We start from the raw sequence: 13350 nt of genomic DNA on the forward strand, positions 1-13350 counted from the left end.
GAAATTATGCTTGGGGTGTCGGTCTCTTGACGAATAAGAAAACTTCTCCGGACTTTTTGCTTGTTGTCATTACGTTACTTTTATTGACGATTGGTTTAATTATGGTGTACAGCGCTAGTGCTGTGTGGGCATCGTATAAATTTGATGATTCGTTTTATTTTGCAAAAAGACAGCTTTTGTTTGCCGGAATCGGAGTTATCGCGATGTTTTTCATTATGCGAGTCGATTATTGGACGTGGCGGACTTGGTCAAAGATATTGATTGCTGTTTGTTTTCTCCTTTTGCTGCTTGTACTTATTCCTGGTATCGGTATGGAGAGAAATGGATCAAGAAGCTGGATCGGTGTCGGTGCGTTTAGTATTCAGCCCTCTGAATTTATGAAGCTTGCGATGATTGCGTTTCTTGCAAAATTCTTATCTGAAAAACAAAAAAATATCACATCCTTTCGTAAAGGTTTCGCACCAGCATTAGGCATTGTGTTTTCTGCATTTGCCATCATCATGCTGCAGCCAGATTTGGGAACAGGGACGGTAATGGTTGGAACCTGTATTATTATGATATTTGTTTCAGGTGCGAGAATTGCTCACTTTATATTTCTCGGTCTTTTAGGGCTCAGCGGATTTGCTGCACTAGTCTTATCAGCGCCCTACCGCATAAAACGAATTACATCGTACTTAAATCCTTGGGAAGATCCACTAGGCAGTGGGTTTCAAATTATTCAATCCTTATACGCTGTTGGTCCAGGCGGTCTGTTCGGAATGGGTCTCGGTCAAAGTAGACAAAAATTCTTTTATTTACCTGAGCCTCAAACAGACTTCATCTTTGCAATATTGTCTGAAGAGCTTGGCTTTATTGGAGGATCACTCATTTTGCTGCTCTTTAGTGTTCTATTATGGAGAGGCATACGAATAGCACTTGGAGCCCCAGACTTATATGGAAGTTTCCTAGCAGTTGGTATTATTTCAATGGTTGCCATTCAAGTGATGATTAATATCGCAGTTGTTACTGGACTTATCCCTGTGACAGGTATCACGCTCCCATTCCTAAGTTATGGCGGTTCATCACTGACATTAATGCTGATGGCAATTGGCGTACTTTTGAATGTAAGCAGGTACGCTAGATATTAATGCTGCTAGTTCATGAAACCATGATGACATTTATTTTGCAAAAGTACAAAAAAATGATTTGAAGAGTAGAAATGACAGATTTTGTATTGAAAACGTGTTTTTTGACTCTTCTTTACAGGTTTTAACGGAGCCCTGTTGTTTAAAACAGGGTTTATACTTTGTTCAGAGCAGAAAAAAATTGAGGGGAAATGGTATAATGCGTATAGTAATCAGTGGAGGCGGAACAGGCGGACATATTTATCCGGCCTTAGCTTTTATTAAAGAAGTGAAAAGACTGCATCCTGATGTAGAATTTTTATATATTGGTACTGAAAATGGACTTGAAAAGAAAATTGTAGAAAGAGAAAATATCCCTTTCAAGTCCATAGAAATTTCAGGTTTTAAAAGAAAGCTTTCCTTTGATAACGTAAAAACGGTGATGAGATTTCTAAAAGGCGTTCAAAAAAGCAAATCTTACTTAAAGGAATTTAAGCCAGATGCGGTCATTGGAACAGGTGGTTATGTGTGCGGCCCTGTCGTTTATGCAGCTTCTAAGCTGAAAATCCCGACCATTATTCACGAACAGAACAGCCTGCCTGGTATCACAAATAAGTTTCTAGCAAGATATGTTGATAAGGTAGCCATCTGCTTTGAAGAAGCAAAGGCACATTTTCCTTCTGAAAAGGTTGTATTTACGGGAAACCCTAGAGCCTCTGAAGTCGTCTCTATAAAAGAGGGGAAATCTCTGAAGGAGTTTGGGCTGGATGAAACGAAAAAAACGGTTCTTATTTTTGGCGGGAGCCGGGGGGCTGCGCCGATTAATAGAGCAGTCATTGACATGCAAGATGAATTAAAGGCTAAGAACTATCAGCTTTTATATATCACGGGTGAGGTTCATTATGAAAAAGTGCTGAACGAACTAAAAGAAAAAGGTGCAGCACCTAATATGATCACAAAGCCTTTCTTGCATCAAATGCCGGAGTACTTGAAATCGATTGATGTGATTGTTGCAAGAGCCGGTGCCACAACGATTGCTGAAGTGACAGCCCTTGGAATTCCAACTATTTTTATCCCAAGCCCATACGTGACGGCAAATCACCAGGAAATCAATGCAAGATCACTAGAAAAGCATGACGCTGCAATCGTTTTAAGAGAATCAGAGCTTTCTGGAGAAAGCCTCCTTCATGCCATTGATGAAATTGCTGGTCATGAAGAAAAATTAAACGAAATGAGCCGATTAACAAAAGAACTTGGAGTACCAGATGCGGCTGGACGTTTATATAATGTATTAAAAGAAATTACGACTACATGATGGAATGATATTAGGTAAGGCGGAGGGTAATATGGAGAACTTGAAGAATGAATTATTAGAAGCGCAAGTCGGTAAAGTGCTTGAAAATGAGCCGCTTGCAAATCATACGACAATGAAAATAGGCGGGCCGGCAGATCTATTGATCGTTCCTAAAGATATCGATTCAGTTAAAACGATCATGGATCAGATAAAAAAACACCACGCGGAGTGGACGGTTATTGGAAGAGGGTCAAATTTACTCGTACTTGATAAAGGAATACGTGGTGTTGTTCTGAAGTTAGGCGCTGGACTTGATCACTTAACTGTAAATGATGAAGAAATTACAGTTGGCGGCGGCTATTCTGTTGTAAGGCTTGCAACGTCTCTTAGTAAGCAGGGTCTTTCAGGGCTGGAATTTGCAGCTGGTATTCCAGGGTCTATTGGCGGCGCTGTTTATATGAACGCAGGTGCGCACGGATCTGATATCAGTAAGATTCTTGTGAAAGCAAGAATCTTATTTGAAGATGGAAGCATCGAGTGGCTAACAAATGAGCAGATGAACTTTAGCTACAGAACGTCTGTCCTTCAAAAGGAACGACCAGGCATTGTTCTCGAGGCCGTGTTTAAGCTCAAACAGGATGATCGAGAGAAAATCACAAAGAAAATGCAGCAAAATAAAGACTATCGTAAGGAAACACAGCCTTATAATCGACCATGTGCCGGAAGTATTTTTCGAAATCCGCTGCCTGAATATGCAGGACAGCTTGTAGAAAAAGCGAATTTAAAAGGGTACCAAATTGGCGGAGCAAGAATCTCTGATATGCATGGAAACTTTATTGTGAACGCTGGCGGGGCTACTGCTCAAGACGTGCTGGACTTAATTCAGTACATCCAAAAGAAAATTAAAGATGACTACAATGTAGATATGCATACAGAAGTAGAAATTATCGGTGAAGCAAAGTAAAAGCAAGTTTTATGAATGATGGCATCGCAGGAAAACAAACGGCATTCTTTCATGCCGTTTGTTTTCTCATCAAAAGATGACCCAAAGGTGTGGACAAGCAGCTTTGAATGGGGTGAAGAATATATATGCGGCCTGATCATGAAAATGAAAAGATCGTCAATATAGAAGAACGAATTCCTAAAATTAAAGAACAAAGGAAGCAGAAAGCGAATCGGAGACTAATCTCTTTTATTCTACTGTTTTTTATCATGGTTTTAATCATTATTTATTTGCAGACACCAATCAGTAAAATTTCTTCTTTAACTATTACGGGTAACGAGCATGTCCCTACAAAACAGCTTGTGAAACTTTCCCAGATTAAAGAAGGCGAAACAGAGTTTTGGAATTTAAATAAAGATTTAACAGCAGATCATATTAAACAAAACAAACTGATTAAAAGTGTCAGTATCAAAAAACATTTTCCAAATAAGGTTAGTATTGCTGTCAAAGAATATGCCAATATTGCTTATCTTCAAAAGGGAAATTTATACTATGAGCTTCTTGAAAATGGGACAGCATTACCAGAAGAAGTCACACCAAGTCATGCAGGACCTATTTTTGTTGATTGGGACAATAAAGAGAAGCTGAAGCAAACGGTTAGATCTTTAAATCAGCTGCCAGCCTCTATTCAGGAACTCATCTCAGAAATATATTATGTGCCAACAAGCTCAAACCAGTGGCTCGTTAAATTTTATATGAATGACGGGAACACCGTGATTGCATCAATTAAAACATTCGCTAATAAAATGAAAACCTATCCTGCCATTGTAAAAGAACTTTCGCCATCTGAAAAAGGCACAATCCATATGGAAGTCGCGACGTATTTTGAAGCGTTTAAATCTAAGAAAAAGGAAGATGAACGTTGAGAGGCAAAACAGTTATATTCTCAATTGTCATGCTTGTTCTTGGTTTTCTGATTTCTTTTTCATACCAATATACTAAGCAGCATCAGGCAGATGTCATTCGAACAGAGCAATGGAAAAAAGAATACTCCTTGAAAAGTCAGCTGACAAAGCAAGAAAAGGCGAATCAGAAACTTGAAAAAGAATTATACAGTCTTCAATCACAGGTTCAAGCCACTGAGTACAATTTGAAAAATGAAAAAGAGCAGTATTTTAATGTATTGGAAGATGTTGAGAAATACAGGATGTTTACAGGAGAGATCGGTGTAAAAGGAAAAGGGGTAAAAGTATCCCTTGAAGATGCATCTTATATCCCGAGTGGACAAAATGTCAATAATTACATTGTTCATGAGAGCCACATTTTTCATGTGATAAACGAACTGTTTATATCAGGGGCCTCTGCCGTATCTATTAATGGACAGAGAATTACACACCAATCATACATACATTGTAACGGCCCAGTTGTCACAGTTGACGGGGTTCAGCATCCAGCGCCATTTGTTATTTCTGCTATTGGTGATCCGGCTGTGTTAATACCTGCATTAAATATTGCAGGAGGAGTGGTCGATCAGCTGACAAGTGATCACATTTCGATGACGATTGAAAAAAAGGATATTCGTATGAATCCTCTTTTAAAACACAAAGATTAAAAGTGAAAAGGTGAGTGGTGTTGAGGAAAAAGAAGCCTTTACTTAGTTTGACAGCCTTAATGGTGATATTCGGCATCATGGTCTCCATCCAATTTAATTCATTGCAAAAGCCCAAAGTTCGTGATACTCGCGATGTGTGGGAGCTAAGAGAGGATTTATCTGCATCTAAAAGTAAAGAATTGGATTTGCTGAAAGAAATTGATAAATATGATGAAATGCTGAAAAAGTATGGTCATCAAGGAGATCAATCAAAAGAAGCTCAACTAACAAAAACATTAAAAGATTTAAAAGAAAAGGCTGGTTTTACAGAAGTGACAGGGGAGGGAATTGAGGTTGACATCTCTCAGCTTTTCTCCAAGGATCTGACCGGGGAAGAAGTGAAAAATATCCCGCCTGATCTTCTGAAAAAGCTAATCAACGAAGCCAATATGTATGGGGCAAAACATATTTCCATTAATGACCACCGTGTGATTAATACAAGTGTGATTCGAGATATTAATGGCACGACGAAAATGGATGGCTACAGCTTAGATGGTGATGAAGTGACCATCAAGATGATCAGCGACCAGGCCGACAAATTATACAGCCGTTTAAATGTATCAGATATTGGTGATTTATTTGCTCAGGAAAATTTCGGCTTAAGTATTAGCCAGCCGAAGCCGCAAATTCAATTAAAAGCATATGACGGTGCGATTCAGTTAAACGAGTTGAAGCCTCTTGACGATGTAAAGGAGGGAAAATCTTAATGTGGCTTCCTGTACTTGGCTTAATCATAGGAGTTGCGATCGGTTTCTTAACAAATTTTACGATACCGAATGAGTATTCTAATTATCTTTCCCTCGCTGTACTTGCTGCACTTGATACATTGATTGGTGGAATCAGGGCACATCTGCAAGGGGCATACGATGAACTAGTGTTTGTATCAGGCTTTTTCTTTAATATTATACTTGCAATAAGTTTAGCTTTTCTGGGCGTCCATCTTGGTGTAGACTTGTATTTAGTCGGAATGTTTGCTTTCGGCGTTAGATTGTTTCAAAATATAGCAGTTATTCGAAGAATTCTACTAACAAAATGGACAATTTCTAGAGAAAAAAAGAAAAAAAGTGAGTCATAAAAAAGGATATACATATGATGTAACGAATATTTTCAGTAATCCTAATAAAAAATGTTGATTTTTTAAGTTTTGTTACACACTTGTAAAAACACATTCATTGTATTGTTGTTCAGCAAATAATAGAATAGAAAGTATTGATATGTGAGGAGGTGCCATAGAATGAACAACAATGAAATTTACGTCAGCCTTGACATCGGTACATCCAATATTAAAGTCATCGTCGGAGAAATGGCGGATGATTCGCTTAACATTATAGGTGTTGGAAATGTCCCTTCAGAAGGGTTAAAAAAAGGATCGATTGTTGATATAGATGAGACAGTTCATTCTATTAGACAAGCATTTGAACAGGCTGAAAGAATGGTAGGTTTTCCATTACAAAAGGCGATTGTCGGAATTAACGGAAACCACATTCATGTTCAGAATACGAGCGGCGTGGTCGCAGTATCTAGTGAAAACAAAGAAATACATGCTGAAGATGTGAGACGTGTCTTAGATGCTGCACAGGTAGTATCTATTCCTCAAGAACATCTCGTCGTAGACGTCATCCCGAGACAATTTATCGTCGACGGAAGAGATGAGATCACTGATCCGAAAAAAATGCTTGGTGTTCGGCTAGAGGTGGATGGATCGTTAATTACAGGTTCTAAAACGATTCTACATAACTGGCTCCGATGTGTAGAGAGAGCTGGAATTGAAATTATGGATATTTGCTTGCAGCCGCTCGCATCGGGCTCGGCAGCATTATCGAAAGATGAAAAAAATCTAGGGGTAGCTCTCGTCGATATTGGCGGCGGATCTACAACGATTTCCGTATTTGAAAACGGGCATCTCTATTCTACTCACAGTATCCCTTTGGGCGGAGAGAACATTACAAAAGATTTGTCTATAGGACTTAGAACTTCTACTGAAGAAGCTGAACGAATCAAAAAACAATTTGGACATGCGTTTTATGATGAGGCATCGTCTGAGGAAACATTTGAAGTTTCTGTCATCGGTACCGACCAGAAACAGACGTATACACAGCTTGAAGCGGCTAATATCATCGAAGCTCGGCTGGAAGAAATCTTGCTCTTTGTGGCAGAGGAATTAAGAAATATGGGTGTCCATGATTTGCCTGGCGGATTCGTTCTAACAGGTGGACAGGCAGCTATACCAGGTATCCTTTCTCTTGCACAAACGGTCTTGCAAAACAATGTTAGAATTGCAAGTCCGAATTATATTGGGGTGAGAGAACCTCAGTATATGACAGGAGTGGGTCTGATCCACTTTGCTTATCGCAATGCAAAGATTCAGGGCAGACAAGTTGGATTCCAAATGCCGGATGAGGCGTTTCATGAAGTAGGCGCATCCATGGAGCCGGTTTCTTCTGCACCACAAGTGAAAGAAGCGCAGCCAAGACCGAAAGTAAAACAAAAAGCACAAGAAGAGACAAATAAAAAACCGGGCAAAATGAAAAAACTATTTAATATGTTCTGGGAATAGAATTAGATTTTCGACGGATTAGGAGGATTCAGCATGTTGGAGTTTGAAACAAATATAGACGGCCTAGCATCAATTAAAGTAATCGGAGTAGGTGGAGGCGGAAATAACGCTGTCAACCGAATGATCGAAAATGACGTACAAGGTGTCGATTTCATTGCAGTCAACACAGATGCACAGGCGTTAAATCTATCAAAAGCAGAAACGAAAATGCAAATCGGTGCTAAGCTGACAAGAGGGCTTGGAGCAGGTGCGAATCCTGAAGTCGGTAAAAAAGCTGCTGAGGAAAGCAAAGAACAGATTGAAGAAGTATTAAAAGGCGCAGACATGGTCTTTGTTACTGCCGGTATGGGCGGTGGAACTGGTACGGGTGCTGCACCTGTCATTGCAAAAATCGCAAAAGATTCTGGTGCATTGACAGTTGGAGTCGTGACTCGTCCTTTCACATTTGAAGGAAGAAAGCGTCAGCTTCAAGCAGTCGAAGGAATTGCTTCTATGAAGGAAGCAGTTGACACATTAATCGTCATTCCAAACGACCGCTTGCTTGAAATTGTTGATAAAAACACGCCAATGCTTGAAGCATTCCGTGCAGCAGATAACGTGCTACGACAAGGTGTTCAAGGGATCTCAGATCTTATTGCTACACCAGGTTTAATCAACCTTGACTTTGCTGACGTGAAAACGATCATGTCCAATAAAGGTTCTGCTCTTATGGGTATCGGTGTTGCGACTGGTGAAAATCGTGCCGCCGAAGCTGCGAAGAAAGCTATTTCTTCGCCACTTCTGGAAACGGCAATCGACGGTGCACAAGGTGTCATCATGAATATTACTGGTGGTACGAACCTAAGTCTTTATGAGGTACAAGAAGCAGCGGACATTGTGGCTTCTGCATCTGATGAAGATGTAAACATGATTTTCGGTTCTGTCATCAATGATAACTTGAAGGATGAAATTGTGGTAACCGTGATCGCAACTGGATTTATTGAGCAAGAGCCAGAGGTGTCAAAACCACAAAGAAATCCATTAGGGCAAGGATTAAAGCAAAATCAATCCATTCCTCAAAAACGTGAAGTAAAGCGTGAGGAACATCAGCAGTCATCATCTCAGCCGAGACAAAATACACAATCAAGCGATGATACGCTGGATATCCCAACGTTCTTGCGCAACCGTAATAAACGTTAATCGAGTATCACTCATCCCCTTCCACCGGAAGGGGATTTTTCATGTCTAATATATAAAGAAACCCGTATCACTACTAATCAAAAAGTCTTAAATCTGTCTTGGTTACTTTATCCAACATATGCATTTCGACTTAGAGTGATTAAGTAAAAAGAATCATTTTTAAATCCTATTACAAAAAGCGACAAAATGATGAACTTTATTTGACTACATTAAATAGAACACCATGAATCTTGTCATGAACAAAGGAAAGGGAGGAGTTAAACCCATACACTGTTTGACCATTTGAGGAGGAGGGATTTGATTGAAAGTGAAGTTACGCAAAACCGCCGGCTATCGTTTGATGAGTCTTTTGGTGATTGGTACTTTAACGATGACAAGCTTTGGGATGGTTCAAGCAAAATCGACTTCTACCTCATATCAAGAGGAAGCTGTTTCCTCCAAGAAAACAAAAGCAAAGATCTCATCTAGATTAATGAAACAGTTTCAACAAGAAGACAAGGTGACCTTTTTAGTCAAAATGAAGGAACAAACCAATGTCAAAAAAGTGGCGAAGGATGCTGTGTCAAAAGCCAAAAAACAGAAGTTAACAGCTGCTAAAACGCAGTACACAAAAAGATCAGCTGTCGTATCAGAACTAAGAGCGACGTCTAAAGAGACGCAGGAAGCGCTGCTTGCTTATTTACAAAAAGCCCAAAAGAAAAAGCAAGTGAAGGATATTCATTCGTACTATATTGTGAATGGTCTCGCTGTGACGGGAACGAAAGAAGTCATGGAAAAGGTGGCTTCCTTCCCAGAAGTAGATCAAGTGCTGCCAAATGAAATCCGTCAAATCCATCGTCCTGTTGATTTGAAGACTTCAAAGAAAAACAAACAAATCAAAGCAGCAGGTGGAATCGAGTGGAATATTTCTCAAGTTCATGCCCCAGAAGCGTGGGCTTTAGGCTATGACGGAACTGGTACCGTTGTGGCAAGTATTGATACAGGTGTGGAATGGGATCATCCTGCATTAAAAGAAAAATACCGCGGATTTGACCCTGCACGTCCGAATGAACCTTCTCATGAATTCAATTGGTACGATGCAACGACAGGTTCTAAAGCGCCATACGATGATTTAGAGCATGGTACACATGTAACGGGAACGATGGTTGGCTCTGAGCCAAATGGAGAGAATCAAATTGGAGTCGCACCAGGTGCAAAATGGATCGCGGTGAAAGCTTTCTCAGAAGATGGTGGATCAGATGCTGATCTGCTTGACGCAGGTGAATGGATTTTAGCTCCAAAAGATGAAAACGGAACCCCTCATCCAGAAAAGGCGCCAGATGTGGTCAATAATTCTTGGGGCGGTGGGCCAGGTCTTGATGATTGGTATAAAGATGTGGTCAATGCTTGGAGAGCAGCGGACATCTTCCCAGAGTTTTCAGCTGGTAATACGGATTTATTTAACCCTGGCGGTGAGGGATCTATTGCAAATCCTGCGAACTATCCCGAAGCTTTTGCGACGGGTGCAACAGATCAAAACAACAAACTGGGTTCTTTCTCTTTGCAAGGTCCCTCTCCATATGGGGTCATGAAACCAGATATTGCGGCCCCAGGGGTAAATATTCGTTCTTCTATTCCTGGGAAAGGGTATGAGGATGGCTGGAATGGAACCTCGATGGCAGGTCCGCATGTTTCAGCTGTTGTGGCTCTTCTGCGCCAAGTACAGTCAGATCTGTCTGTTGAAGAGATCGAAGAAATTCTCATTGATACTGCAAAACCGCTGACAGATCAGCAATTCCCGGAATCCCCTAACAATGGCTATGGGGCAGGATTAGTTGATGCAAAAGAAGCCATCACAGCATTAACAGATGGAATTGGCAAGATTGAAGGACAGGTAACAAAAGAGGGAGAAGATACAGAACCACCTGTTTTTTCTCATAAAGGACCGAATGAAATTTTTGCCTCTACACCAACACCTCTAAGTATTACAGCAGAAGATGAAGTAGCGGTGACAAATGTCTCCTTGAGCTATCAAGTGGATCAAGGGAAAAGGGAGACGCTGCAAGCAAAACGAACGGATGGAAATCATTTAAAAGGGACATATGTTGTCCAGCTCCCAGAACTTGAGGGAGAAAACGTCACGTACCGATGGATTGTGAAAGATTTTGGAGAAAATGAAGCTGCATCAGAACCGTATACGCTTCCGATTAAAACATCCATCACGACTGGCTACTCGCAAGATTTTGAAGCTTGGCCAAGTGGATGGTTCAGTGGTGGAACAAAAGATCCTTGGCAGTGGGGGAAGCCGACCACAGGTCCGAAACAGGCCTTTACTGGAGATCATGTCTACGCCACAAACCTAGACAGTCCTTATGAAAATCAAACAGATGCTTATTTATCTATGCCGATGATTGCGGTACCTGAGTCAGGCGCCTCCTTTTTACAATATCAATACTGGCATGACCTTGAAGCAAATTATGACTATGTGCATATGCATGTGCAGCCTGAGGGGGAAGATGCTGTCCAAGTGGCAGCCTACACAGGCAAAACAAGTGGATGGACAAAAGGAGAAGTTGATTTATCTGCCTACAAAGGTCAGAACGTGAGAGTTATTTTTCAGATAAGAACGGATGGCAGTGTGACAAAAGACGGTTTTTATTTAGATGATGTGAAAATAACAGATCAAGCCTTGCCTCAAAAGGCAAAGAAACAGCTTGGCGTCATCAAAAAAGAAAAGCCAGCACAGGAGCAGAAGAAACCTGTCGATCCGAATAGTGCAAAGCCGGCTAAAATAAAAGAAAAACATGTCCAGATGAAAAAGGAAAAAAGCTTAGATGCTCCGTCTATCAAAGCTCTTCCGATGAAGGCAGAAATCAGTGTTCTTGAAAGCGGCAAGTCCACGTACACAGATGAAGCGACAGGGAGATATCAGCTTTCTCATGGTGCAGGGGAATTTACAGTGAAAGCTGAAGCATATGGCTTTGAATCACGCACACAAAAAGTCAATATTTCTGCAAATGATCAAGCAGAGGCAAATTTCTCCCTGCAGCCACTAGAAAAACGAACGATATCTGGCACAATTGTCAATGAAACAACGGGTGAAAAAGTAAAGGATGCTACGGTTTATCTTGTAGAGGATGCGAAAATTGAGCCGGTGAAAACAGATGAATCTGGCGAGTTTTCTCTAGAGGCATTGAGCGGTGTGTATACAGTCAAAGTATTTGCGAAAGGGTTTAAAGGATATTCGTTTACAGCCGATGTGACAGAAAAGCCGCTTGAAAAAGCAATCAAGCTGGAACCTTTCATCGGTTTTGCTGGCGAAATTGGCTACGATGACGGAACACCTGAAAATGCGCGGGCGTTCTATGATCCTGGTAATGGCTGGGCGGTGAAATTTTCATTAGAAAAAGGGAAGAAACTAGCGCAGGTCACAGGGGGGCTTTTCCGTTTCTGGACAACAGAGTGGCCAGCCCCTGGCGGGAATGAATTTGCGGTTGAAGTGTATGATGCTTCTGGGAAGGACGGCGCTCCAGGTGAAAAAATTGCGGGACCTTTTAAAGCGAATGCGCTGCGTAATGGTGAATGGACAAAAGTAGATTTAGAAGATCAAGCCATTACGGTGGATGGAGATTTCTATCTTGTCTATATTCAAACGAAAAAGAATACGGAATCTCCAGGCCTTGCAACAGATGAAGATGGACCAAATGCTGAAAGAAGCTGGCAGCTGACAAGCGGTGCCTTTTCTCCTTCCCCAAAAGAAGAGGGGAATTATATGATTCGTGCGCTTGTCCAATATGAAGCAGATGTACCAGAAATAACATCTCCAAAGGCTGGAACAATCACGAACAAAGATGAACTGGAGATTGAAGGTAAAGCCTCTCCAGGGCTTGATGTAGCGATCTATCAAAACGATGAAGAGATTGCCAAAGTGAAAGCAGATCAGTCGGGTGCTTTCAAAGAGAAGGTTACAGTGTCAAGCGGAGAGCATGTATTCACGGCTGCTACTGTTACGGATAAAGGCGCAACGAAAAAATCCAAATCAGTCAAGGTGATCATTGATCAAACAGCCCCAGTTTTAACGATAGATACACCAAAAAAAGGGGAAAAGTCTAACAAAGAATCACTCACTGTAGAAGGAAAGGTAACGGATGATCATCTTGATCAAGTCACTGTGAATGGAAAAAAAGCAGCAATAAAAGATAGGAAATATTCTGCAAGAATCCTGCTTGAAAACGGGAAAAATACGATCAAAGTAACAGCAAAAGATGCAGCAGGAAACAAAACGACTAAAAAAGTCGATCTTGATGTTCAATACGAAGCGCCTGAGATTTCTAATCTGACACCAGCAGAGAATGTCAATCTATTATCAGGTGAGTCTGTTAAAATTTCATTCAACAGCAGAGAAAAGCTAGACGCAACGTTTGTCATTCACATGCCGCTGACAAACGCGAGATCAAAGCTGCAAAATACAACAGAGCTGCCGCTTCGTGAGGTAGCCGGCGGAACATATGAAGGCTACTGGACAGCTACTTCTACCGCCAAAGCAAAAGGTGCAGTCATTGAAGTGATTGTGCGGGATGATTATGGAAATGTTACTCGACAAAAGGCTCCAGGCACATTAAATATCAATGAAAAATAATCCTT

General features: G+C 40.9%; 10 protein-coding genes. All 10 read left to right on the forward strand.

The window, feature by feature from the left end; translation table 11 throughout:
* Nucleotides 1-26 precede the first annotated feature (26 nt).
* Nucleotides 27-1127 carry a stage V sporulation protein E gene (gene spoVE, locus BAE31_RS04030; RefSeq protein WP_024424259.1) on the forward strand — a complete coding sequence of 367 codons (1101 nt, stop codon included), beginning with the start codon at nucleotides 27-29 and terminating at the stop codon, nucleotides 1125-1127.
* A 196-nt stretch (nucleotides 1128-1323) separates the two neighbouring features.
* Nucleotides 1324-2418, forward strand: coding sequence for an undecaprenyldiphospho-muramoylpentapeptide beta-N-acetylglucosaminyltransferase (gene murG, locus BAE31_RS04035; RefSeq protein WP_075622993.1), 1095 nt, complete (start codon nucleotides 1324-1326; stop codon nucleotides 2416-2418).
* A 31-nt stretch (nucleotides 2419-2449) separates the two neighbouring features.
* Nucleotides 2450-3361 carry a UDP-N-acetylmuramate dehydrogenase gene (gene murB / locus BAE31_RS04040; RefSeq protein WP_076839522.1) on the forward strand — a complete coding sequence of 304 codons (912 nt, stop codon included), beginning with the start codon at nucleotides 2450-2452 and terminating at the stop codon, nucleotides 3359-3361.
* A gap of 125 nt (nucleotides 3362-3486) precedes the next feature.
* Nucleotides 3487-4266 carry a cell division protein FtsQ/DivIB gene (locus tag BAE31_RS04045; protein WP_076839523.1) on the forward strand — a complete coding sequence of 260 codons (780 nt, stop codon included), beginning with the start codon at nucleotides 3487-3489 and terminating at the stop codon, nucleotides 4264-4266.
* Nucleotides 4263-4952, forward strand: coding sequence for a DUF881 domain-containing protein (locus tag BAE31_RS04050; RefSeq protein WP_076839525.1), 690 nt, complete (start codon nucleotides 4263-4265; stop codon nucleotides 4950-4952). The genes BAE31_RS04045 and BAE31_RS04050 overlap by 4 nt, the downstream gene beginning before the upstream one ends.
* Before the next feature lie 20 nt (nucleotides 4953-4972).
* Nucleotides 4973-5698, forward strand: a complete 726-nt coding sequence (locus BAE31_RS04055; RefSeq protein WP_076839526.1) for a DUF881 domain-containing protein — start codon at nucleotides 4973-4975, stop codon at nucleotides 5696-5698.
* Entirely contained in the window at nucleotides 5698-6066 is a 369-nt protein-coding gene (locus BAE31_RS04060) for a small basic family protein (protein ID WP_003210988.1), read from the forward strand. The genes BAE31_RS04055 and BAE31_RS04060 overlap by 1 nt, the downstream gene beginning before the upstream one ends.
* Before the next feature lie 159 nt (nucleotides 6067-6225).
* Nucleotides 6226-7548 (forward strand): cell division protein FtsA, encoded by a 1323-nt coding sequence (gene ftsA / locus BAE31_RS04065; RefSeq protein WP_041108908.1) that lies wholly within the window; start codon nucleotides 6226-6228, stop codon nucleotides 7546-7548.
* 33 nt (nucleotides 7549-7581) lie between these two features.
* Nucleotides 7582-8727, forward strand: a complete 1146-nt coding sequence (gene ftsZ / locus BAE31_RS04070; RefSeq protein WP_024426931.1) for a cell division protein FtsZ — start codon at nucleotides 7582-7584, stop codon at nucleotides 8725-8727.
* Nucleotides 8728-9028: 301 nt separating this feature from the next.
* Nucleotides 9029-13345 (forward strand): S8 family peptidase, encoded by a 4317-nt coding sequence (locus BAE31_RS04075; RefSeq protein ID WP_076839528.1) that lies wholly within the window; start codon nucleotides 9029-9031, stop codon nucleotides 13343-13345.
* Nucleotides 13346-13350 lie beyond the last annotated feature (5 nt).

The organism is Bacillus sp. I-2, assembly GCF_001974945.1.
Classification (GTDB): Bacteria; Bacillota; Bacilli; order Bacillales; family Bacillaceae; genus Bacillus; species Bacillus safensis.

What these genes read in the sequence shown, in the direction of transcription:
- murB (WP_076839522.1), top strand. Translation starts at nt 2,450, where the DNA reads ATGGAGAACTTGAAGAATGAATTATTAGAAGCGCAAGTCGGTAAAGTG.
- BAE31_RS04060 (WP_003210988.1), top strand. Translation starts at nt 5,698, where the DNA reads ATGTGGCTTCCTGTACTTGGCTTAATCATAGGAGTTGCGATCGGTTTC.
- BAE31_RS04045 (WP_076839523.1), top strand. Translation starts at nt 3,487, where the DNA reads ATGCGGCCTGATCATGAAAATGAAAAGATCGTCAATATAGAAGAACGA.
- murG (WP_075622993.1), top strand. Translation starts at nt 1,324, where the DNA reads ATGCGTATAGTAATCAGTGGAGGCGGAACAGGCGGACATATTTATCCG.
- ftsA (WP_041108908.1), top strand. Translation starts at nt 6,226, where the DNA reads ATGAACAACAATGAAATTTACGTCAGCCTTGACATCGGTACATCCAAT.
- ftsZ (WP_024426931.1), top strand. Translation starts at nt 7,582, where the DNA reads ATGTTGGAGTTTGAAACAAATATAGACGGCCTAGCATCAATTAAAGTA.